Origin of the sequence: Rahnella sp. ATs2 (genome assembly GCF_051851855.1) — a bacterium.
Lineage (GTDB): Bacteria > Pseudomonadota > Gammaproteobacteria > Enterobacterales > Enterobacteriaceae > Rahnella > Rahnella variigena.
The window spans coordinates 134,406-156,492 of record NZ_JBLYPL010000008.1; the positions used below are offsets into that span (position 1 = coordinate 134,406).

Annotated in this window: 21 protein-coding genes and 1 other annotated feature; of the genes, 13 read left to right on the forward strand and 8 right to left on the reverse strand. The window is 46.1% G+C overall.

From position 1 onward, the window contains the following. Position 1 precedes the first annotated feature (1 nt). From ACJY2G_RS10380 to wzzB, 8 genes are all read left to right on the forward strand, one after another. Positions 2-985, forward strand: a complete 984-nt coding sequence (locus ACJY2G_RS10380; RefSeq protein ID WP_430319728.1) for a glycosyltransferase family 2 protein — start codon at positions 2-4, stop codon at positions 983-985. Next, positions 982-1,878: a glycosyltransferase family 2 protein gene (locus ACJY2G_RS10385; protein ID WP_430319727.1), complete on the forward strand. Its 897-nt coding sequence runs from the start codon at positions 982-984 to the stop codon at positions 1,876-1,878. The genes ACJY2G_RS10380 and ACJY2G_RS10385 overlap by 4 nt, the downstream gene beginning before the upstream one ends. Position 1,879: 1 nt before the next feature. Beyond that, a complete protein-coding gene (locus ACJY2G_RS10390; protein ID WP_430319726.1) occupies positions 1,880-3,037 on the forward strand; it encodes an EpsG family protein in 1,158 nt (385 codons plus the stop codon). A gap of 55 nt (positions 3,038-3,092) precedes the next feature. After that, complete coding sequence (locus ACJY2G_RS10395) at positions 3,093-4,190, forward strand: glycosyltransferase (RefSeq protein WP_430319725.1); 1,098 nt, start codon at positions 3,093-3,095, stop codon at positions 4,188-4,190. Beyond that, positions 4,190-5,308 (forward strand): glycosyltransferase family 4 protein, encoded by a 1,119-nt coding sequence (locus ACJY2G_RS10400; protein ID WP_430319724.1) that lies wholly within the window; start codon positions 4,190-4,192, stop codon positions 5,306-5,308. Before ACJY2G_RS10395 ends, ACJY2G_RS10400 begins: the two co-directional genes overlap by 1 nt. A gap of 36 nt (positions 5,309-5,344) precedes the next feature. Then, positions 5,345-6,361: a UDP-glucose 4-epimerase GalE gene (galE, locus tag ACJY2G_RS10405; RefSeq protein WP_430319723.1), complete on the forward strand. Its 1,017-nt coding sequence runs from the start codon at positions 5,345-5,347 to the stop codon at positions 6,359-6,361. A 139-nt stretch (positions 6,362-6,500) separates the two neighbouring features. Further along, positions 6,501-7,910, forward strand: a complete 1,410-nt coding sequence (gene gndA, locus ACJY2G_RS10410) for an NADP-dependent phosphogluconate dehydrogenase (RefSeq protein WP_013575079.1) — start codon at positions 6,501-6,503, stop codon at positions 7,908-7,910. Positions 7,911-8,097: 187 nt separating this feature from the next. Further along, positions 8,098-9,078: an LPS O-antigen chain length determinant protein WzzB gene (wzzB, locus tag ACJY2G_RS10415; protein WP_439291691.1), complete on the forward strand. Its 981-nt coding sequence runs from the start codon at positions 8,098-8,100 to the stop codon at positions 9,076-9,078. 93 nt (positions 9,079-9,171) lie between these two features. Here wzzB and hisIE read toward each other — a convergent pair whose 3' ends face one another. Genes hisIE through hisG form a run of 8 tightly spaced genes read right to left on the reverse strand, consistent with a single transcriptional unit; the run spans position 9,172 to position 16,326 of the window. Then, entirely contained in the window at positions 9,172-9,786 is a 615-nt protein-coding gene (gene hisIE / locus ACJY2G_RS10420) for a bifunctional phosphoribosyl-AMP cyclohydrolase/phosphoribosyl-ATP diphosphatase HisIE (protein ID WP_120162757.1), read from the reverse strand. A 23-nt stretch (positions 9,787-9,809) separates the two neighbouring features. After that, positions 9,810-10,583, reverse strand: a complete 774-nt coding sequence (gene hisF, locus ACJY2G_RS10425) for an imidazole glycerol phosphate synthase subunit HisF (protein ID WP_120162707.1) — start codon at positions 10,581-10,583, stop codon at positions 9,810-9,812. After that, positions 10,565-11,302, reverse strand: a complete 738-nt coding sequence (hisA, locus tag ACJY2G_RS10430) for a 1-(5-phosphoribosyl)-5-[(5-phosphoribosylamino)methylideneamino]imidazole-4-carboxamide isomerase (protein WP_430319721.1) — start codon at positions 11,300-11,302, stop codon at positions 10,565-10,567. Before hisA ends, hisF begins: the two co-directional genes overlap by 19 nt. A 5-nt stretch (positions 11,303-11,307) precedes the next feature. Next, on the reverse strand, positions 11,308-11,898 hold the full coding sequence (hisH, locus tag ACJY2G_RS10435) for an imidazole glycerol phosphate synthase subunit HisH (RefSeq protein WP_112291012.1): 591 nt from the start codon (positions 11,896-11,898) through the stop codon (positions 11,308-11,310). Beyond that, positions 11,898-12,962 (reverse strand): bifunctional histidinol-phosphatase/imidazoleglycerol-phosphate dehydratase HisB, encoded by a 1,065-nt coding sequence (hisB, locus tag ACJY2G_RS10440; RefSeq protein WP_369921255.1) that lies wholly within the window; start codon positions 12,960-12,962, stop codon positions 11,898-11,900. Before hisB ends, hisH begins: the two co-directional genes overlap by 1 nt. Before the next feature lie 14 nt (positions 12,963-12,976). Then, positions 12,977-14,110, reverse strand: a complete 1,134-nt coding sequence (hisC, locus tag ACJY2G_RS10445; protein WP_439291692.1) for a histidinol-phosphate transaminase — start codon at positions 14,108-14,110, stop codon at positions 12,977-12,979. Continuing rightward, a complete protein-coding gene (gene hisD, locus ACJY2G_RS10450) occupies positions 14,110-15,423 on the reverse strand; it encodes a histidinol dehydrogenase (protein WP_430319719.1) in 1,314 nt (437 codons plus the stop codon). The genes hisC and hisD overlap by 1 nt, the downstream gene beginning before the upstream one ends. 3 nt (positions 15,424-15,426) lie before the next feature. Then, complete coding sequence (hisG, locus tag ACJY2G_RS10455) at positions 15,427-16,326, reverse strand: ATP phosphoribosyltransferase (RefSeq protein WP_013575087.1); 900 nt, start codon at positions 16,324-16,326, stop codon at positions 15,427-15,429. Positions 16,327-16,399: 73 nt separating this feature from the next. Next, positions 16,400-16,521, reverse strand: a sequence feature (His leader region). A 326-nt stretch (positions 16,522-16,847) separates the two neighbouring features. Between hisG and ACJY2G_RS10460 the strand changes: the two genes are divergently transcribed. From ACJY2G_RS10460 to motB, 5 genes are all read left to right on the forward strand, one after another. Continuing rightward, entirely contained in the window at positions 16,848-17,672 is an 825-nt protein-coding gene (locus ACJY2G_RS10460) for an SDR family oxidoreductase (protein ID WP_120162713.1), read from the forward strand. Between the two features lie 1,259 nt (positions 17,673-18,931). Continuing rightward, complete coding sequence (flhD, locus tag ACJY2G_RS10465) at positions 18,932-19,276, forward strand: flagellar transcriptional regulator FlhD (protein ID WP_101078669.1); 345 nt, start codon at positions 18,932-18,934, stop codon at positions 19,274-19,276. A gap of 2 nt (positions 19,277-19,278) precedes the next feature. Further along, entirely contained in the window at positions 19,279-19,887 is a 609-nt protein-coding gene (flhC, locus tag ACJY2G_RS10470) for a flagellar transcriptional regulator FlhC (RefSeq protein ID WP_112291020.1), read from the forward strand. 177 nt (positions 19,888-20,064) lie between these two features. After that, positions 20,065-20,955, forward strand: a complete 891-nt coding sequence (gene motA, locus ACJY2G_RS10475; protein WP_112291022.1) for a flagellar motor stator protein MotA — start codon at positions 20,065-20,067, stop codon at positions 20,953-20,955. After that, complete coding sequence (gene motB / locus ACJY2G_RS10480; RefSeq protein WP_430319718.1) at positions 20,952-22,055, forward strand: flagellar motor protein MotB; 1,104 nt, start codon at positions 20,952-20,954, stop codon at positions 22,053-22,055. The genes motA and motB overlap by 4 nt, the downstream gene beginning before the upstream one ends. Positions 22,056-22,087: the final 32 nt, after the last annotated feature.

Below are 22,087 nucleotides of genomic sequence, written 5' to 3' on the forward strand. Positions count from 1 at the left end.
AATGATTGAGGAATATAAAAAGCTGACAGTCATTGTCCCAGTTTACAATGAAGAAAAGAATATTTATAAATTGTTAAACAACCTCAATCAGCAGAGCATTAAAGATTTTGAGGTTATAGTTGTAGATGATGGTTCAACAGATAAAACAGTCGAGATTTTAGAGGCATATATATCTGATTCCTTCCGCCTCCGTTTAATAAAACAATGCAACATGGGGGCTGCTAAAGCACGAGAAAATGCTATAAAGGATGCAAAGGGGGACTATGTTGCGCTTGTGGATTGCGATGATTTATTGGCGAGTGATTCTCTTGAAAAAACCATGAGCTTTCTAATAAAAAATAATTTGAACATCTCTCTTTTTAATCTACATTATGTGAATAATGGTAACCTGACTTCAGACCAAGTTTTCCAATATTATACAAATAAAGACATCATATCTGGTTATGAGGCATTTGCGAATTGCATATCCTATTGGGGGGTTCATGCTTTTGGTATTTATGAAAAAAAAATATTCATTAAAGCCTATGATGAATATAATTCCCTTAATCAAGAATCAGTGAACTACTTGAATAATGATGAAGTCATTTCCAGAATCTGCTTTTCACTTTCTCAGCGTGTTGGGATGTCTAATGGAAACTATTATTTTATCAACAATCCAGAATCAACAACACGTAGAGTAAATAAAAACTATTACCGGGTCATTCACAACGCATTTTATTTACTTCAATATATTAAAACGTGTGATGAACGAACAAATAATGATCTTATAGTTCATGAGACTTATAAATTAATCGTGAGTACTGTCTGGGGTGTTTTTGTTCGTTTTAAAAAATGGAAAAAAGAATTGGATGCAAGCGAACGCAGTATGTGGCAGGATTTGATAAAAAACTCTGCTAAAAACATTTTATCTCTTGAAAAGAAAAATCATTTTAGGCTTACAGTTAAGTCTAGATTGCAACTATTATTAATTAGATATTTCTCATGAATAATTACAAACCATTAATAAGTATTCTCATCGCTTCATATAATGCAGCAGATTATATTGAGGAAACATTAAATAGTTGTGTCAATCAAACATATAAAAATATTGAGATTATTATTTCAGATGATCATTCAACTGATGATTCATTGGAAAAAATACATAAATGGAAATCAAGCAATGATATCGTTCGTCCTGACATACGTTGTGTAATTATAGCTAGTAGCGTAAATAACGGAATAACTGTCAATTTTGATAATGCATTGCAGCAGGCAAAAGGAGATTGGATCAAGTGTTTAGGTTCCGATGATATCTTGACACCATTTGCACTAGAGAAGTTTGTTGAGAATATCTCCAAAAATCAAAAATACTTAGATACTGGCGCTGTTTTTACATCTTTCGAAACGTTTGGTAAGACTGTCTCTAAGTCAAGTATTTATCCGTTAGCCTGGACAAAAATGGTTATAAATAGTAAATCATCCTACTTAAAGAAACAATTTGCAATGATCCATTTTAATAATGTTGCGCCAGGTGCTTTTATTAATAAGCGTTTTATAGATTGTTTTGATACAAGTTATAAAATGCTAGAAGATCTTCCATTTTGGCTTAAGCTTATTGAGCAAGGTGCAGGAACTTTACTTTTTAATTTCACGTCAGTAAAGTATAGAATTCATAATCAACAAATTACCTCAAATACTAACCACAAACTCAACAATATATTGCTGGCGGATTTAAATAAAGTAAATGATTTTAGGCGAGCTAATCATTACTATCTGGCATTTTTGCACCATAAGTTTAATTTATATTGTTCGTCTAAACGTAGTATCTATTACAAATATCTCAAGATCATCAATCCCATTAACCTTGCAATACGGCTTTTTGAAACTATAAAGAAATAATATGTTTATATTAATGCTCTGTTGTCCATTATTATTCTTGTCTCTAATATGGCATAAGTTGACTTTAAATTCACGCTCAATTATGAGAGTGATCTTTTTATTCTCTTTTTCAATCTATTTTACAAGTTTCTATTTGAATGGTGCAGATTGGAGTGTTTACTTTCTTAAGTTTTTAGGCGATGACAATCCTTATTTGTCTTTCGAAGCTGGGTTTGTGATTTACTTTAAACTCTTACTGCTGATTTCTTTCGGTCAGTTCGGGACTGCAATATTTTTATTTTACCTGATTACATTTGGAATGCTGATATCGATTGTCAAAAAATACAAAGTCAACGATGCTCTATTCTTTTTAAGTGTTTTCATGATATTTGGTTATACACTCATCTTAGAGCAACTGCGCCAATTCATGGCATGCGTAATAATCCTATACGCATTTTTGAAGTATCGGGAGGGAAATCCTCTTAAGACAACACTTTTTTGGATAATTTTAGCTTCATTTTTCCATATATCTTCGTTGATTGTTTTACCTACGTTATTTTTTCTTTCAATTCGTAGTATCAGCCTGTTTGTTATTTTTGTTATATCCTCAGTAACTGCATTTGTTGTATTACTTTTCGCAGGTTATGCTCTGATTGATTTATTGGGAAACTATAGTTTCGCGTTTAGGAAAGTTTCATTCTATTTGCAGCAGACACCTATAAGTTTAACCTTCGGGTGGCTTAATATACTTGATTTCATATTCGTATCTTTCTACTCGCTTTATCGAAAAAATATCGATAACAATTCACACATAGCTTATTATGCACGTATTGTCTTCATCGGTGCGGTTATACATATGTTTAGCGGGTCAGTTACATTTCTTGCAAGATTAGGATTCTTCTATTATTTCATTGCTGCTTGTCTTTTTTCTCTTTCTCCGAACATTCATGAAAAAAGATTGCTCGCCATACGTTCGTATCGCTCATTAATGATTTGTGTCTATTTCAGCATTGTTCTAGTGTTTAATTTTGTATCTTATTTTAGAAATCCAGTATCACCTGTAGGGTTTTACAACTTAAATTTCAACCTGGAAACCCTATTTGATAATAAATTAGCCGAAACTCTGGCTAAGAAAAAATTTCAGGACGCAATTGATAATCTCTCTGTTGAAAATAAATAACTATAATAACTAAAGTTATCGCTAATTTAATTATTTTTATTTCTAGGTGTAATTAATGAAAATAGTAAAAGTAATTACCGGGCTCGGTATGGGGGGGGCAGAAACTCAAGTATGCCTGCTTGCTGATAAACTGAGTGCTGAGGGACATCATGTCACTATTATCTCATTAGTTGGCGACAGCATTAATATTCCGGTCAATAAAAATATTAAAGTTATAGAATTAAGAATGAAAAAAAACATTCTAGGGTTTATTACCTCTCTGTATAAACTGGTTTCTATATTTTCGACTGTAAAACCCAATATAATCCATGCGCATATGTATCATGCAAATATAATGGCAAGAGTTGCTGCTATCTTTACCCTAAATCGTCGACGATTAGTTTGTACAGCGCATAGCAATAATGAAGGGGGGAGAATAAGGATGTTGTCTTACAGATTTACTGATTTCATGTGCAGTAAAACAACTAATGTCAGCAAAGGAGCTCTTAATCATTTTATCTCACTTAAAGCGTTTAAGAGAGATAAATCTGAAGTTGTTTATAACGGATTGAATTTTGATCGTTTTAAATTTGCAGATTCTAGTGCCATTAAAATTAGAGATGAGTTTAATATCCCTGAAGATATAAAGCTTATTTTGAGTGTTGGAAGGCTCACTGAAGCAAAAGATTATCCAAATTTGCTCAAAGCAGTCAGCAAGTTAAATGATCAAACATATAAACTGCTAATTGTTGGTGATGGTGATCTGAGGGGCGAGTTGGAGCAAGTAGTCGAAAGACTTAATTTAAAGTCTCGAGTTATATTTGCTGGTATACGTACGGATGTTCACGAATTCTATTCAGCTGCAGACATTTTCGTCCTTGCTTCACGATGGGAGGGATTTGGATTAGTTGTTGCAGAAGCTATGGGGTCCGGTTGCCCTGTCGTCTCAACAGACTGCGGTGGTGTTTCTGAAGTTGTTGGTTGTAATGATTATATAGTACCAACTAATGATTATAATGCTCTTGCACTAAAAATTGATGAAATTCTTTCTCTTTCAGAAAATCAAAAGCAAATTCTTATAGAAAAAAATCGTAATCATGTTATTAATCATTTTTCAATTGATAAGATTGTAAATAAATGGCTTGGTATTTATAATTCAAAGGTGAAAAATTAATGAGGATTCTGCTAATTGGGAATCAGTCAGGTACTATAATTCTTTTTCGTAAGCGACTAATTCAAAAATTAGTCCTTCGAGGTTGGGAAGTTTATACTCTGACCATGGATTCTGATTTGAAAAATAACGAAATAATACAAGGATTTGGAGCGATACCTTTAACTTACAAATTTTCTCGATCTGGAATGAATCCAATTTCCGATGTATTAAATACTTTTAAATTGTCATCAAAGATACGAAAATTAAATCCTGATGTTGTTTTCAGTTTTTTTCCAAAGCCTGTCATATTCGGTTCTTTTGCCGCTAAAATGGCTGGGGTTCAGAATATTTTTGTTCTGCTTGAGGGGCTTGGATACTGTTTTACGGAAACGACTCAATCGATGTCCTTTAAAAAAAGACTTTTAAAATCCTTGCAAGTTTTTCTGTATAAGTTGGCTTTACCCCTTGCCAATAAAGTAATGTTCTTAAATAAAGACGACTACCATGATCTTCTTATAGAAAATGATATTAAAGTAAAATCTTATGAAGTAGTTGGTGGTATTGGTGTCAATTTAAATGATTATAACTTTTGCCCTGTTAATACTATAAATATACATTTTTCGATGATATCGCGTCTTTTAATCGAAAAGGGTATACGGGAATTTGTAGCCGCAGCGACTATAGTTAAGAAAATGCATCCTGACATAAAGTTTAGTGTAGCAGGGGCTTTTGATGATAACCCTGGCGGGATACCCCTTGCCGAATATGAGGAATGGATTAAGGAAGGAGCAGTGGAATTTTTAGGGCAAATATCTGATATTAAGTCCTATATTATTACTTCAAGTGTTTTTGTGCTCCCTTCTTATCGTGAAGGTGTACCTCGGAGCACTCAGGAAGCCATGGCTATAGGCAGAGCAATAATTACAACTGATGTTCCGGGGTGCCGCGATACCGTCGTAAATGGTGTTAACGGATTTATGGTTCCCCCCTTTAATGTTGAAGAGTTAGTAGTTAGTATGCTCAGATTTATCGAAGATCCCTCTTTAATTACTTCCATGGGTAATGCTAGTCGAACAATGGCAGAGTCAATGTTTGACGAGGAAATTATTTGTGATAGATTAATAAATATTATGGAGTGATTATTATTCACTTTTAATCGAATTTTTGGAGATGATATGGCAGTTTTTATAACAGGTGGCGCGGGTTATATCGGGTCCCATACTGTCTTGAAATTTTTGGAATCTGAAGCTCAAGTTATAGTACTAGATAATCTTTCTAATTCCAAAAAAGAGTCCCTTGCAAGAGTTGAACATATTACAGGTAAACGCGTAAAGTTTTATAATGGTGATATCAGAGATACTCGATTGTTAAATACTATTTTCTCTGAAAATGATATTGATACTGTTATTCATTTTGCTGGCTTAAAATCTGTTGGTGAGTCCATAAAATACCCTTTGGAATATTATGATAATAATATTTCAGGAGGGCTGTATTTGTTAGCACAGATGAGGAAGAGCAATGTTTTAAACTTCATATTCAGTTCGTCCGCCACTGTCTATGGTCTTCCTGAAACCATCCCACTCACTGAAGAGTGCAAAGTTGGTGGTACAACTAATGCGTACGGTTCTTCTAAACTCATGTTTGAAAACATCCTTAGAGATTTTTCAAAAGCCAACCCTGATTTCCGAATTACTGTTCTGCGATATTTTAATCCTGTCGGTGCGCATCCATCGGGACAAATTGGTGAAGACCCAAACGGCACTCCAAATAACTTAGTCCCATACATTACTCAAGTGGCAATCGGCAAGCTTGCCTGTTTGTCTATCTTTGGTAATGATTATCCTACTCACGATGGTACGGGCGTCAGAGATTACATCCACGTTATGGATTTGGCAGAAGGCCACCTTGCGGCTGAAAAATATAAAAATGACGGGGAATCTTTTAAAATCTATAATCTTGGGACAGGAAAAGGTTATTCCGTTTTAGATCTCATAGAAGCTTTCGAATCAACTAATAATATAAAAATTAAATATCGTTTCGCTCCTCGACGTGACGGCGATATAGCAGAATGTTGGTCCAACCCTGAGCGAGCAAAAAATGAGCTTTCGTGGTGCGCAAATTACTCTTTAAAAGAAATGATGCTGCATACTTGGAACTGGCAAGTTAATAACCCAGATGGCTACCCGGATTAGATAATGTTTTATCTATTTGAGCCATAGTCTATCTTGCTTACCAATTGCTACACATTTCAGGTAAACCTGAGTTAACATCGAAGATACAATTTGTACGGCGTTGAAGTCGTAGTACCCATCCTAAAGACAGGAGTTTGTAATGTCCAAACAACAGATCGGCGTTGTCGGTATGGCGGTCATGGGCCGTAACCTCGCGCTTAACATCGAAAGCCGTGGTTATTCCGTTTCCATTTTTAACCGTTCTGGCGACAAGACTGATGAAGTCATCGCTGAAAATCCGGGTAAAAATCTGGTCCCGCACTACACCGTCGAAGAGTTTGTTGACTCACTGGAAAAACCTCGTCGTATCTTGCTGATGGTGAAAGCCGGTGAAGCAACTGACAAAACCATCGCATCCCTGACTCCGCATCTGGATAAAGGCGACATCCTGATCGATGGCGGCAACACTTATTATAAAGACACCATTCGTCGTAACCGCGAACTGTCGGAGCAAGGTTTTAACTTCATCGGTACCGGCGTTTCCGGTGGAGAAGAGGGCGCATTGAAAGGCCCATCCATCATGCCTGGCGGTCAGAAAGAAGCGTACGCGCTGGTGGCTCCGATTCTTGAGAAAATCGCAGCACGTGCTGAAGATGGCGACGCTTGCGTAGCTTACATCGGTGCAGATGGTGCAGGTCATTACGTCAAGATGGTTCATAACGGTATCGAATACGGCGATATGCAACTTATCGCAGAAGCGTATTCTCTGTTGAAACAGTCTCTGAATCTGAGCAACGAAGAGCTGGCAACCACTTTTGCTGACTGGAACAAAGGCGAGCTGAGCAGCTACCTGATCGACATCACCAAAGATATCTTTACTAAGAAAGACGAAGAAGGTAAATATCTGGTTGATGTGATCCTCGACGAAGCAGCGAACAAAGGCACCGGTAAATGGACCAGCCAGAGCTCGCTGGATCTGGGCGAACCACTGACCCTGATCACTGAGTCCGTATTTGCCCGTTATCTTTCTTCCCTGAAAGATCAGCGCGTTGCGGCCTCTAAAGTATTGTCTGGCCCGGCGGTTAAACCTTTCTCTGGTGACAAAGCTGAGTTCATTGAGAAAGTACGTCGTGCTCTGTATCTGGGTAAACTGGTTTCTTACGCTCAGGGCTTCTCACAACTCAAAGCTGCTTCAGACGAGAACAACTGGGATCTGAACTACGGCGAAATCGCGAAGATCTTCCGTGCTGGTTGTATCATCCGCGCGCAGTTCCTGCAGAAAATCACCGATGCGTATGCTGAAAATGCATCCATCGCTAACCTGCTGCTGGCTCCGTACTTCAAAAACATTGCTGATGAATATCAGCAAGCGCTGCGTGACGTTGTGTCTTATGCCGTTCAGAACGGTATCCCGACACCAACCTTCTCTGCTGCAATCAACTACTATGACAGCTACCGCTCAGCGGTTCTGCCAGCTAACCTGATCCAGGCACAGCGTGACTACTTCGGTGCGCATACTTACAAGCGTACCGATAAAGATGGTGTATTCCATACCGAATGGTTGGATTAATGTACTCAGCTAGAAATTGGCGCCCCTTATGAGGGGCGTTTTTTTTAAGCGATATCCATCAATGGTGAGTTTTTAGGGGAAATCTTACGAAAATTATTATTTTTCGTATAATATATTTATTGAAACCAAGTTATAATCGCGTAATACATTTCATCCGTGAAGTGTAACTTTTTTATTTAGGGTAATCATGAATCAAGACAATAAAATGACTAATAATCGAGCTACAAAACAAAATGAAGATATTGATCTCATAGAAGTTTTTATGCAGCTATGGAGAGGGAAATGGATTATTGCCCTGTTTATGGTTTTGACTATTATTTTGTCAATAGCTTATTTGTTCGTTGCTAAAGAGAAATGGACCTCCGAAGCCATTGTCACTTATCCAGACTCAGGACAAATCGCGAACTACAATAATGCGATGAGTGTGCTATATAACCAGAATCCAGCAAACGCACCCACGGTAGTTGATGTTCAGCAACGTTTTTTCAGTAGGTTTAACTCAGCAATTTCTGCTCTATCACAACAGCTTGGCAATCAGATAAGACCAGAGAAGTTGACTATTACTCCTGCTGTAAAAGACCAGCCCATACCACTTATAATAAGTTATACAGCTGGTACGGCTGGAGAGGCGCAAAAAACTCTTACCACGTATATTCAGCAAATTAATAAACGGGTAGTCACAGAGTTAGATAATGATTTGCAAATTAGCATAAACTCCAAAGTTGAGGATCTGAAAGCGGATTTAGCGACTCAGGAGAAGGTTGCACAGGAAAAGAAAAATCGTCGTTTGCAAATGTTGAATCAGGCTCTAATTATTGCTCAGCAGGCAAATATTAAAGATACCCGGGTACAGCAGGCTGAAACGCTTTCCGAAGATACTCTATTTGTATTAGGTAGTAATGCACTGTCTGCCACTATAAAGAACGAAGCAACCAGACCGTTGCCTTTCGATGTTTCTTATTATCAGACCCGTCAGTCATTATTGGCCATAAGTGCATTAAAATCTAAACCGGATTCAACCTATTCACTGCGCTATGTCATGAAACCAGACCTGCCTATATATAGAGATAGTCCTAAAAAGAGTCTAATTCTTCTGTTCGGTGCTCTAATGGGTATTATTTTAGGTTCTGTCGTGGTTCTTGGTCGGAATATGCTCAAAACCCGTTAACTAACTGCTAAATCGCCAATAAAAAAGCCGCCAATGCTCTTCAGCAAAGGCGGCTTTTTTACGTCTGGACTTTTTTAGCGTTAAAGCCTGCTGTTACTTCTTATGGCGCTGACGCAGATTTTCGATCACGGTGCTCAGGTTCAGATCCTGATCCTGCAGTAACACCAGCAGGTGATAAATAAGATCAGAGGCTTCGTTTTTCAGTTCGAAGCGGTCATTGACGGTGGCTGCCAGCGCGGTTTCCACGCCTTCTTCACCGACTTTCTGCGCGATACGTTTGGTCCCGCTGGCGTACAGTTTGGCGGTATAAGAGCTTTCCGGATCGGCAGTTTTGCGCGATGCCAGCAGTTCTTCCAGCTGATACAAAAACGCCCAGTCGGTTTCGGCGGGATGGAAGCAGCTGTTATTCCCTTTGTGGCAGGTCGGACCCACCGGATTTACCAGAACCAGCAACGTGTCGTTATCACAATCTGGCGTGATGCTGACCACATTCAGATAGTTCTCTGACGTTTCACCTTTGGTCCAAAGACGTTCTTTGGTGCGGGAATAAAAGGTGACTTTACCGGAGGACTGGGTAACGCTCAGCGCTTCCTGATTCATATAACCGAGCATCAGTACTTCACCCGACACCGCGTGCTGTATGATGGCCGGCATCAGGTTATCCACTTTTGCCCAGTCGAGCTGGCTGATCTGTTCACCGGTTAACAGACCGGTTTTTACGTCCTGATTACTCACAAGCGGATCTCCACGCCATTTTCGGCTAAGTAGCTTTTCAGCTCACCAATATTAATAATTTGTTTGTGGAACACGGAGGCGGCCAGTGCGCCGTCAACCTGTGCTTCGCGGAAGGCATCGAGGAAGTGTGGCATGGTGCCGGCACCGCCGGAGGCGATCAGCGGAACGTGACACACTTCGCGGATCATCTTAAGTTGCGCAAGGTCGTAACCGTTACGCACGCCGTCCTGATTCATCATATTCAGTACAATTTCACCTGCGCCGCGTTCCTGAACTTCTCTCACCCAGTCAATTGTCTGCCAGGTAGTGACTTTGGTACGCGCTTCGTCGCCGGTAAACTGATGCACCTGATAGGTACCGGTCGCCGCATCGTGCCACGTATCAATACCGACAACGATACACTGTACACCATAGCGGTCGGCGAGGCGGCTGATCAATGTCGGGTCAGCCAGTGCGGGTGAATTAATGGAAATCTTGTCTGCACCAAACTGCAAAATCTGGCCTGCATCTTCGAGGCTCTTGATGCCGCCCGCGACACAGAAGGGGATATCGATGACTTCCGCCACGCGTGATACCCAGCTTTTGTCTACCACGCGACCGTCGCTGGACGCCGTAATATCGTAAAACACCAGTTCGTCTGCGCCTTCCTCAGCGTAACGCTGCGCTAAAGGCACGATGTCGCCGATAATTTCGTGATTGCGGAACTGCACGCCTTTCACAACCTGACCATCTTTAACGTCGAGGCAGGGGATTATCCGTTTTGCCAGCATGAAATTGCCTCCGTCGCAGTAAATTTACCGTCGAGCAATGCGCGCCCGACAATGACACCTTTTACGCCGCTGTCGCGTAATGCCGCAATATCATCAAGCGAGCCGATGCCGCCGGATGCCTGAAATGCTACCTGCGGATAACGTGCGGTCACTTCACGATAAAGTTCAACGTTAGAACCCGCCAGCGTGCCGTCACGGGAAATATCGGTGCAAAGTACATGTTTCAGGCCGAACGGCAGATATCGCTCGACGACCTGTTCCAGCGTGGCGTTGGAGTTTTCCTGCCAGCCGCTGATGGCGACATTTTTAGTGCCTTCTGCATCGATGCGGACATCAAGTGCCAGCACCAGCGCATCTGCGCCGAAACGGGTGAACCAGCCCTGTACAGTCTGCGGATCTTTTACCGCTGTCGAGCCGACCACCACGCGGGTTGCACCGGCGCTAAGCAAAGCCTCAACGTCTTGTTCGGTGCGGATGCCGCCGCCGACCTGCACCGGCACGGAAACACCGGCCAGCAGTTTGGTCAGCAAAGGGATCTGACGCGCTGCCGGATCCTTTGCGCCAGTCAGATCCACCAGATGCAGAACCTGCGCGCCTTGTTGCTGATAATCCTGCAACCGTGGCAGCGGATCATTGCCGTAGTCACGCTGCTGACCGTAATCGCCCTGATGCAAACGCACCACGCTGCCTTCGATCAAATCTAAAGCGGGAATAATCATGCTGTTTACATCTCCAGAAAGTTTTTCAGCAACTGTGCACCAGCGGCACCGGAGCGCTCGGGATGAAACTGCACGCCGAAGAAGTTGTCTTTTTGTACGGCTGCGCTGAAGGGCTCACCGTATAGTGTCTGCGCGATGGTGTTTTCGCAAACCGGCATGGCAAATCCATGGACGAAATAGAAATAGGCGTTTTCGTCGATACCACGGAAAAGATGGCTGTCGGCGTTGGCAATGACCTGATTCCAGCCCATGTGCGGCAGTGGCAGCCCCATATCCTGCATACGAGTTACCGGTGTTTCGATAATGCCCAGCGTATCAATCCCGCCATTTTCTTCACTCGAAGAAGCCAGCAGTTGCATCCCCAGACAAATACCCAGCACCGGTTGCGTGCAGGCTTTGATGAGTTCGATCAGCTCGCGCTGTTCAAGTTGTTCCATTGCGGCCTGTGCGGTACCGACGCCCGGCAGAAATAACTTGTCTGCCTGCAACACAATTTCCGCTTCACGGCTTACCGTCGGCTCGTAGCCCAGACGTTGCACCGCGTATTTTACGGAAGAGAGGTTGGCACAGCCGGTATCAAGGATAACGACATTCATCACAGCACTCCTTTCGAACTCGGCAGGGTATTGCCATCGACGCGAATTGCCTGGCGCAGTGTGCGGCCAAAGGCTTTGAACAGGCTTTCGACGCGGTGGTGATCGTTCTTGCCCTTGGTGCGCAGGTGCAGGGTACAGGCCATCGCGTAGGACAGGGAACGGAAGAAGTGTTCGACCATTTCCGTGCTCAGGTCACCGACGCGCTGATAGTTAAATTCTGCTTTGTATTCCAGGTGCGGACGGCCGGAGATATCCAGCGCACAGCGTGCCAGACATTCATCCATAGGCAGCACGAATCCGAAACGGCCAATGCCACGTTTATCGCCCAGCGCTTTGTTCAACGCTTCGCCCAGCGCCAGTGCGGTATCTTCTACCGTGTGGTGATCGTCGATATACAAATCGCCTTTCACTTCGATGTTCATACGGAAACCGCCGTGCGTGGCAATCTGATCCAGCATATGGTCGAAGAAGCCCACACCGGTGCGGATTTTGCTTTCGCCTTCACGATCCAGCCAGACATCGACATCAATCGCCGTTTCACGCGTCACGCGGTTCACTTTCGCATGGCGGTCACGTTTAGTCAGCTGTTCCGCAATGGCTGCCCAGTTCAGCGTATCACGCTGATAACGCAGACCGGCGATGCCCATATTGGCTGCCAGCTGAATATCGGTATCACGATCACCAATCACATAGCTGTTTGCCGTGTCCAGCACGCCGCTTTCCAGATAACCGGTCACCAGTTTGGTTTTCGGTTTACGGCAATCACAGTGATCGGCCGGAAGATGAGGGCAGATCAGAACTTCATCAAAAACGATGCCCTGCGAGGTCAGGATTTGCATCATCAGGTTGTGCGGCGGATCGAAGGTTTCCTGAGGGAAACTGGCGGTACCCAGACCGTCCTGATTGGTGATCATCACCAGTTTGAAACCGGCGTCTTGCAGCGCCAGCAGTGCCGGAATAACGCCCGGCTCGAGAGCCAGTTTATCCAGACGGTCCACCTGGAAATCTTCCGGTGGCTCAGAAATCAGCGTACCGTCGCGGTCGATAAACAGTGTTTTTTGCAATAACGGGCTCTGGCTCACATGTGCTCCTTGCGGGGGCTATTTTGATTATCGTTGATGGTCGTGGCGGTCGCGCCCGGTAACGATTGCAGTGCGTCAATCACGCGTTGCAACTCGTTACGCGTACCAATGGTAATTCGCAGGCAGCCGGAAAGTCCCGGTTGCTTATTCTGGTCACGCAGGATAATGCCCTGATCCCAGAGGTTTTTAAATACTGCACTTGAAGCAGAGAAACGGGCAAGCACATAGTTCGTGTCGCTGGCAAAAACCTCTTCAACGCAGGCGCATTTTTCCAGTTCTTCCAGTAACCACTCGCGGTTCTCTGTCACGTCGGCCACGCGCTGACGCATAATCGCCAGTCCTTTCGGGCTCAACGCCTGTGCCGCAATATCGGCGACCGGCGTAGATAAAGGATAAGGCGCGATGACTTTCATTAATAAGCCAATCAGCTCGCTGTTGGCGATCGTGAAGCCGCAGCGCAGACCGGCAAGTGCGAAAGCTTTAGACAGCGTGCGCAAAATGGCCAGGTGTGGGTATTCCTGCAACCAGCCGGAAACTGTCGCCTGCGGGCAGAATTCGATATAAGCCTCATCGACGGCGACAATCGCGCGGCCACGGGTCATGTCCAGTACGGCGCGGATTTCATCCGGGTCGATAATGTTGCCGGTCGGATTATTCGGGCTGCACACATACACCAGTTTCACCCCGTCGAGGGCGGCTTCAATGGCAGGAATATCCAGAGACCAGTCGGCTTTCGCGGCCACCGTGCGGCCTTCAACGCCAATGGTTTCGGCACTCACGCTGTACATGCCGTAGGTCGGCGGACAATAAAGGATGGCGTCTTTGCCCGGTTCGCAGAATGCGCGGATCAAAAGCTCGATGCCTTCGTCTGCGCCGCGACTGACCAGCACCTGTTCCGGATCCACACCCGCATAAGCTGCATAACGGTTGATGACCAGCGCAGGCTGACATTCCGGATAACGGTTAAAAGTCTGCTGTGTCAGTTCGAACTGTGGTGCGATGGCATATTCGTTGGCATTCAGCCAGACATCACCGTTCCCCCCCAGACGGCGGGCGGACTGATACGGCGTCAGTTCCTGCACATTCTTACGTGCCAGCGCCTGAACGCTGAGGTTGTTTTCGTTGCTCATCAGCGTTGCTCCTTTAAAGCGTTAACGCGCAAAGTCACGGCATTTTTGTGTGCGGTCAGCTGTTCAGCCTGCGCCAGGGTTTCAATGGTATTTGCCAGACCGAGCAAACCTTCAGGTGTTAACTGCTGAACGGTCATGCGTTTCTGGAAATCGGCCAGCCCGAGACTGGAACAGGTCGCGGTGTAACCGTAAGTCGGCAAGACGTGGTTGGTACCGGAGGCGTAATCGCCCGCAGATTCCGGTGACCAGTCACCGAGAAAGACCGAACCGGCGCTGGTAATCCTGTCGACAAGCTGTTCCGGCTCGCGGGTTTGCAGGATCAGGTGCTCCGGACCGTAGGCATTGCTGATGTCGATACACTGCGCGAGGTCTTTCGCCACAATCAGACGGCTGCTCGCCAGCGCCTGACGGGCGATCTCGCTGCGGGATAATGTCTGTAACTGACGTTCAACGGCTTCGCCAACGGCCTGTGCCATTTTCAAATCAGGTGTCAGCAAAATCACCTGAGAATCCGGGCCGTGTTCAGCCTGTGAAAGTAAATCAGAGGCGACGAAATCAGGTGTGGCACCGCTATCGGCAATCACCAGCACTTCTGATGGACCGGCAGGCATATCAATCGCCGCGCCGTCCAGGCTCTGACTGACCTGACGTTTGGCTTCGGTCACATAGGCATTACCTGGTCCGAAGATTTTCGCCACACGTGGCACGGTTTCGGTGCCGAAGGCCAGCGCGGCAATCGCCTGCGCACCGCCTAGCTGATATACCTCTTCCACACCGCAAAGTTGCGCGGCATACAGAATTTCATCGGCAATCGGTGGAGGAGAACACAGCACCACTTTCTGGCATCCGGCAATACGCGCCGGCGTGGCTAACATTAATACGGTCGATACCAGCGGCGCAGAACCGCCCGGAATATACAGCCCGACGGACTGAATAGGGCGGGTCAGTTGCTGGCAGCGTACGCCCGGCTGAGTTTCGATATCCACCACCGCCAGTTTTTGCGCCTGATGGAAGGTATTGATATTGCGTACGGCGTGGGCCATCGCCTGTTTAACGTCATCACCTAAACGCGCGGATGCTGCCTCGATTTGCTGTGCGGTGACGCGCAACTCCTGAACTTCAGTCTTATCAAAGCGGGCGCAAAACTCGCGCAGCGCACTGTCACCTTCACTGCGCACACGGCGCAGAATTTCACTGACAGATTCGGTAATACGGTCGGACGCCGAAATTGCCGGGCGTGTCAGCAGCTCGCGACGCTGTTGTTCGTCGCATTGCTGCCAGTCAATCGGGGTAGTGAACGCGTCAGGCTTCATGGCTTACTCCATCATTTTTTCGATTGGCAGAACCAGAATTGAGCTGGCGCCCAGCGCTTTCAGTTTCTCCATGGTTTCCCAGAATAACGTTTCGCTGCTGACCATGTGCATGGCCACGCGCTGCTGATCGCCTGCCAGCGGCAGAATGGTCGGACGCTCAGCACCCGGCAGCAGGGCAACGATTTCGTCCAGACGCTCACTCGGCGCGTGCAACATAATGTATTTGGATTCGCGAGCCTGAATAACGCCCTGAATACGGGTCATCATTTTGTCGATCAGCAGTTGTTTCTCTTGCGGCATTTCGCCATCGCGCTGGATCAGACAGGCTTTGGAGCGGTAAATCACTTCAACTTCGCGCAAGCCGTTGGCTTCCAGCGTTGCGCCGGTAGACACCAGGTCGCAAATCGCATCAGACAGACCGGCACGCGGTGCGACTTCAACAGAACCGTTCAGCAGACAAGATTTGAAATCGACGCCTTTTTTATCGAGGTATTGCTTGAGCAGGTGCGGATAAGACGTCGCGATACGGGCATTTTGCAGACTTTGCGGACCGGTATATTCGGTGTCCAGCGGCGTTGCCAGAGACAAGCGGCAGCCGCCGAAATCCAGGCGACGCAGAGTAAAGTAACGTGGGTCTTCGCCCTGAGCGCGACGGCTCAGCAGCTCTTCTTCGAGTACGTTTTCGCCGATGATCCCCAGATCCACCACACCGTCCATCACCAGTCCCGGGATATCGTCATCACGGACACGCAAAATGTCGATGGGCATGTTCTCAGCGAAAGCGATCAGACGCTGTTCCTGCAGGTTGATTTTGATGCCACAGCGCGCCAGTAATTCGCGTGATTCATCGCTCAGGCGACCCGACTTCTGCATTGCTATCCGTAAACGTGTTTTATCCAGCATGATGACCTCAGTTTCTCAATTATTTATATAAATCGTTTTGTTTAAAATTCTTTAATTTCAATCCGTCAGGCCAAAAAAAAAGCCCCCGGAAGAAATCTTCCGGGGGCTATCTCTGCGTTCTGCGCCACTGGAAGATCTAAACAGTCTCCCAGCACCAATCGCCTGAAAGACTAGTCAGGGTGATGGTGATGATGGTGGTTAATCAGAACGTTTGTCATGTCAGTGTCTCAATTCAGTGATTCAGATGCCGCGTGATTCAGTTTGAATCATTCGCCACACATATCAAATTCGTTGCCAATAAAACTAAACTATCGGGCAGCAACAGCGCAACCTTTTTTTCCGATGATGAGTTTTTCTTATCAGCCGCAAGGTTTTCATCTGATTTTTGAATAATCTGTTAACAGACACGAAGAAAACCTTACGCAGACTGAACGGGGAAAAGGCGACCTTTGCTAGTATAAAGGAAGATATCAGCAGTTGGTGACGTGATACCAGGTGCCTCTGAACAAATGGAGCAAAGTATGAAGAAGGTTTCGATTATCGGACTGGGCTGGCTGGGAATGCCACTGGCGATGGCGCTGGCTGCAAAAGGCTACGATGTCGTGGGCAGCAAAACGACGCTGGATGGCGTGGACGCTGCAAGAATGGTGGGGATCGAATGCTTCCCGCTGATTTTCACACCAGAAATGGAATGCGAAGCGGAAGATCTCGATCGTCTTCTTAATGTGGATGCCCTGATTATCACTCTGCCCGCGCGCCGGACCGTGGAGGGCAGTGAACTTTATTTCCAGGCGGTGCAGCAGTTAACCGACAGTGCGCTGGCGCATAACGTGAAACGGATTATTTTCACCAGTTCGACGTCGGTATACGGCGAAAGAGAGGGCGTGGTGCGGGAAGACTCTCCTCTCGAGCCGGTGACTGCCAGTGGCAAAGTCCTTAAAGAGCTGGAGAACTGGTTCCACGGACTGCCGAATACGTCCGTTGATGTACTGCGTCTGGCGGGTCTGGTGGGCGGAGATCGCCATCCTGGCCGTTTCATGGCCGGTAAGAGCCAGGTGAAAGGCGGTCAACACGGGGTCAATCTGGTGCATCAGGATGACGTAGTGGCGGCAATTGCGTTATTGCTCAGCCGGCCAAAAGGCGGGCATACCTTTAACTTATGTGCACCGAAGCATCCGGCGAAAGCGGATTACTATCCGGCACTGGCAAGACAAATGGGGCTGCAACCGCCAACCTTTGCTGAAGAAGGTTCAGCAGGAAAGGGCAAAATCGTGGATGGCGAGCGGATCTGCAAAGAACTCGGTTTTGAGTATCAGTATCCGGACCCGCAATCTATGCCTTTTTAATCGTTAAATCGTTTTTGAATAATAATAAGTTATGGCCTGCCTGAAATATCGGCAGGCTTTTTTTATTCAGCTGGATTAACACACAATGACATCCCCCGTTACTTTGAATGAAAGTAATCACCCTTCAAAAGTATCGGCAGTCGTATATTTCACTAATAAGACAAGTTAATGACCTTCCGTTCCTCCGGTTATTCACTTATACCTTTAATTATCTCCCTTAAAAATGTGTCTTATGCGTATTTCATGGGGGAATTCTGGCGTGGGATGCTGGTTAGGTAATAAAAATCCCATTCTTGAGCTGTTAATTTACGCTTGCACCGCACAAACCACTTTTTTAAGCCCAATCATTAAAGTTTTTCTGAACAGTTGCCGATAGGTAAGCACGGCAAAAATCCGCTGTTTCATCACTTCTCCTTATCAATCTGGTCTGATGACTGGATGATTCCTCCTGTGCAGTAACAAATTATTACAATCATTGTCTTTTTACTTTTGAAACCACGTGGTTGCTCACGATTTCAGAACAATTCGTCCTTATTTTAAACACCATTTCTTAAGATAACTCCCCGAAACGCCCCGCCCTGACTGGGTTGCGCATTATTAGCACAATGATCACGCTATTTGAAATTTGCAGCATATAACACTGCATGAACTATGATTAATTGCTGCGTGTGCTAATCATTTGGCTTTAGGTGGTCTTTGTACAAAATGATCTAAAAATGGCGAAAAAAGACAGTTTGAAGACAGCTTTTTAGATGGTTTTTTACTTTTGACTTAAATCTGCGCAAATTCTCACGATAAATTGCACTTTTGGAGACAAAATAAATTTCAAAAGTGTGATGTGTGTCACACTTTATTCAAAATTCGTCCACGGCAAGATTGTATGTGTAAAGGGAACGGGGTTAGAGTTGCGTCGTAGTAAGATAATTCCTAATAATGTATGTAAAAGCGTTTCACTGAATGACACGCCATCACAGCAACGGACCCTGCCAGTACACCAAAACTAAAGTGTTTCACTAATACTTAGCAGTGCAATTGTCACAATTAATTTAGTTTACATCAGGAACAACTTTGTATTGGCGGTGAAGTAAATACCGCGGGATAAATCTAACTTTCATCGTGGGATTTATTAAACAGCCAATGATCCAATTGTTTTGATAGTAAAAAATACTCCTGTCACGCCGGGTGAAACTCTCGCTGCATGGAATATGTCTATCAATCAGCCACCTTTAAAAGTGGCATCGGTAATGGGGTAGAACAGAATGTCCGAATTGCTTAAGCACATATATGATATCAACCTGTCATATTTACTGTTGGCGCAGCGTTTGATTAACGACGAAAAAGCCTCAGCGATGTTCCGGTTGGGAATTGATGACGTCATGGCAGACACACTTGGCCAGCTCACGTTGCCACAGATGGTGAAATTAGCTGAAACGAACCAGCTTTTGTGTCAGTTCCGCTTTGATGACAGCAAAACAATTGAACGTCTGACACAAGAATCGCGCGTGGATGACCTGCAGCAAATCCATACCGGCATTCTGTTGTCGAGTCATTTGCTCAAAGGTCTGGCTGCGAAAGACAGCGGCGCGATGAAGAAAAGGGCGTAGCTATGTCTGGGAAAGATGGGTTAACCAAACCGGCAGAAAAAAGTATCGTTCAGGAAGCGCGCGACATTCAGCTTGCCATGGAACTGATTACGCTGGGTGCCCGGCTACAGATGCTGGAAAGCGAAACGCAATTAAGTCGTGGCCGGCTGATCAAACTGTACAAAGAACTGCGTGGAAGTCCTCCGCCGAAAGGAATGTTGCCGTTCTCTACTGACTGGTTTATGACCTGGGAACAAAACATTCATTCTTCCATGTTTTACAACGCGTACTCTTTCCTCTTAAAGAGCGGGCATTGTAATGGGGTGGAAGCGGTGATTAAAGCTTACCGTCTGTATCTTGAACAATGTCCTGAACAACCCGGTGAAGCGCCGATCCTCGCGCTGACACGTGCGTGGACACTGGTCCGTTTTGTCGACAGCGGCATGTTGCAACTCTCTGCGTGTAACTGCTGTGACGGTTCATTTATTACCCATGCACACCAGCCCCGTCACGGGTTTGTTTGCAGTCTTTGCCAGCCCCCATCCCGAGCAGTAAAAAAACGTAAACTTTCCCCGCAGGTTGCCGATATAACATCTCAAGAGCTGGACGAACAGGTCAAGCGCGCTGTCTGAGATGATTGGGTTGCAGTAAGTCGTTCTGAGCGGTGGTAACGCCGCTCATCAATTTCCCCCCGAATATCTCAGTCATTACTGGCACCGTTTATGCACCTCTTAGCGGCATAAACCTTGGCAGAATCATGGCGTCGCGCTTTTCCTCGCCCTAAAACCACATCGAATTAAGGATTCATCGTGCTAGTGATAATAGGTTACATCGTGGTGTTGGGCTCAGTGTTCGGCGGTTTCATGCTCGTCGGCGGTGAACTGGGCGCGTTATACCAACCCGCAGAATTACTCATCATCGGCGGTGCAGGCATCGGTGCCTTTTTCGTGGGTAACAACGGAAAAGCGATTAAATCCACAATGCGCGCGCTGCCTCAGTTGTTCCGCGCATCGAAATACAACAAAGCGTTGTACATGGATCTGATGGCGTTGCTGTACCGCTTACTGGCGAAATCACGTCAGCAGGGGATGCTGTCGCTGGAAAATGACATCGACAATCCCAACGAAAGCGACATTTTCGCTAATTATCCGCGCATCCTTGCCGATAAGCATTTAGTCGAATATCTGACGGATTATCTGCGCCTGATGGTGAGCGGCAACATGAATGCTTTTGAAATCGAAGCATTGATGGATGAAGAAATCGAAACCTACGAGCACGAAAGCGAAGTGCCTGCCAACAGCCTGGCGCTGGTCGGTGATTCACTCCCGGCGTTCGGTATCGTCGCGGCGGTCATGGGCATCGTTCATACCCTGGCGGCGGCGGACCGTCCGGCGGCTGAGCTCGGTGCGCTGATTGCACATGCGATGGTCGGGACCTTCCTCGGTATCCTTCTGGCATACGGGTTTATTTCTCCGCTTGCCAGCGTTCTGCGCCAGAAAAGCGCGGAAAACGCCAAGATGATGCAATGCATCAAAGTGACATTGCTTTCCAGCATCAATGGCTATGCGCCACAAATAGCGGTCGAGTTTGGCCGTAAGACGTTGTACACCTCCGAGCGTCCTTCCTTCATTGAACTGGAGGAGCACGTTCGCCAGGTTAAGTCGCCGGGTCAGAAACAAACTGAAGAAGAAAAAGTATGAAGCATCAAAGCCATCCAATCGTTGTTGTCCGCAAGAAAAAGAACAAGCACGGCGGAGGGCATCACGGCGGTTCGTGGAAGATTGCTTACGCTGACTTTATGACAGCGATGATGGCTTTCTTCCTGGTGATGTGGCTGATTTCGATCTCCAGCCCTAAAGAACTGGTGCAAATTGCCGAATACTTTCGTACACCGCTGGCGGTGGCGATAACCGGCGGGCCGCGCAGCAGTGATGCGACCAGCCCGATCCCGGGCGGCGGGGAAGACCCGACCGTGCAGGACGGCGAAGTGCACAAAATGGATCAGTCGCAGGGCGAGAGCAAACGCGAAGCCGGTGATTTACAACGGTTGCAGCAGAAACTCGAAGACATGCTGGCGTCTGACCCGCGGCTGAAAGATTTGCGTCCGCATCTGATGATTAACCTGACCGAACAGGGTTTGCGCATCCAGATTATTGATAGCAAAAATCGTCCGATGTTCCAGCTGGGCAGCGCGATTGTCGAGCCGTATATGCGCGATATTCTGCGTGCTATCGGGCCTGTGCTGGATGATTTTCCGAATAAAATCAGTCTTGCAGGGCATACGGACGATATGCCGTATGCGCAGGGCGAACGCGGGTACAGCAACTGGGAGCTCTCGACAGATCGCGCAAATGCTTCACGTCGCGAAATGATTATCGGCGGACTCAGTGAAGGCAAAGTTCTGCGCGTGATGGGCATGGGATCCACCATGCAGTTAAAAAACCATCCGGCGGGTGACGCGATTAACCGGCGTATCAGCATTTTAGTTCTGAACAAACATGCTGAAGAAGCGATTGAACGTGAAAACAGCGAGGGTGAAGCGATCACTATCAGTGACGCCGGCGAACTGCAAAGAGCTGTGCCGGGACGTCAGACGGCACCGGCGCTGGCGCCAAAAATGAGCCCGGCTCCGGCTGCACCTGCGGTACCTGATTCATCAGCAGCACCAGCACCATCACAATTACAGGCACCATCAATACCCGGGATTGAGACGCAGACGCCAGTGACACCACCGGCAGGCGCTCAACCTGCGACGGCAGCTCCGGCTGTCGCGGCAGGCACGGCACCTGCGACACATTAACAAGCCGCGATTCACAGCAGAGGTGATCACGT

What these genes read in the sequence shown, in the direction of transcription:
- ACJY2G_RS10385 (WP_430319727.1), top strand. Translation starts at nt 982, where the DNA reads ATGAATAATTACAAACCATTAATAAGTATTCTCATCGCTTCATATAAT.
- flhD (WP_101078669.1), top strand. Translation starts at nt 18,932, where the DNA reads ATGTCCGAATTGCTTAAGCACATATATGATATCAACCTGTCATATTTA.
- galE (WP_430319723.1), top strand. Translation starts at nt 5,345, where the DNA reads ATGGCAGTTTTTATAACAGGTGGCGCGGGTTATATCGGGTCCCATACT.
- hisF (WP_120162707.1), bottom strand. Translation starts at nt 10,583, where the DNA reads ATGCTGGCAAAACGGATAATCCCCTGCCTCGACGTTAAAGATGGTCAG.
- ACJY2G_RS10460 (WP_120162713.1), top strand. Translation starts at nt 16,848, where the DNA reads ATGAAGAAGGTTTCGATTATCGGACTGGGCTGGCTGGGAATGCCACTG.
- ACJY2G_RS10400 (WP_430319724.1), top strand. Translation starts at nt 4,190, where the DNA reads ATGAGGATTCTGCTAATTGGGAATCAGTCAGGTACTATAATTCTTTTT.
- ACJY2G_RS10390 (WP_430319726.1), top strand. Translation starts at nt 1,880, where the DNA reads ATGTTTATATTAATGCTCTGTTGTCCATTATTATTCTTGTCTCTAATA.
- hisC (WP_439291692.1), bottom strand. Translation starts at nt 14,110, where the DNA reads ATGAGCAACGAAAACAACCTCAGCGTTCAGGCGCTGGCACGTAAGAAT.
- flhC (WP_112291020.1), top strand. Translation starts at nt 19,279, where the DNA reads ATGTCTGGGAAAGATGGGTTAACCAAACCGGCAGAAAAAAGTATCGTT.
- ACJY2G_RS10395 (WP_430319725.1), top strand. Translation starts at nt 3,093, where the DNA reads ATGAAAATAGTAAAAGTAATTACCGGGCTCGGTATGGGGGGGGCAGAA.
- ACJY2G_RS10380 (WP_430319728.1), top strand. Translation starts at nt 2, where the DNA reads ATGATTGAGGAATATAAAAAGCTGACAGTCATTGTCCCAGTTTACAAT.
- wzzB (WP_439291691.1), top strand. Translation starts at nt 8,098, where the DNA reads ATGAATCAAGACAATAAAATGACTAATAATCGAGCTACAAAACAAAAT.
- hisA (WP_430319721.1), bottom strand. Translation starts at nt 11,302, where the DNA reads ATGATTATTCCCGCTTTAGATTTGATCGAAGGCAGCGTGGTGCGTTTG.
- hisG (WP_013575087.1), bottom strand. Translation starts at nt 16,326, where the DNA reads ATGCTGGATAAAACACGTTTACGGATAGCAATGCAGAAGTCGGGTCGC.
- hisH (WP_112291012.1), bottom strand. Translation starts at nt 11,898, where the DNA reads ATGAATGTCGTTATCCTTGATACCGGCTGTGCCAACCTCTCTTCCGTA.
- motB (WP_430319718.1), top strand. Translation starts at nt 20,952, where the DNA reads ATGAAGCATCAAAGCCATCCAATCGTTGTTGTCCGCAAGAAAAAGAAC.
- gndA (WP_013575079.1), top strand. Translation starts at nt 6,501, where the DNA reads ATGTCCAAACAACAGATCGGCGTTGTCGGTATGGCGGTCATGGGCCGT.
- hisD (WP_430319719.1), bottom strand. Translation starts at nt 15,423, where the DNA reads ATGAAGCCTGACGCGTTCACTACCCCGATTGACTGGCAGCAATGCGAC.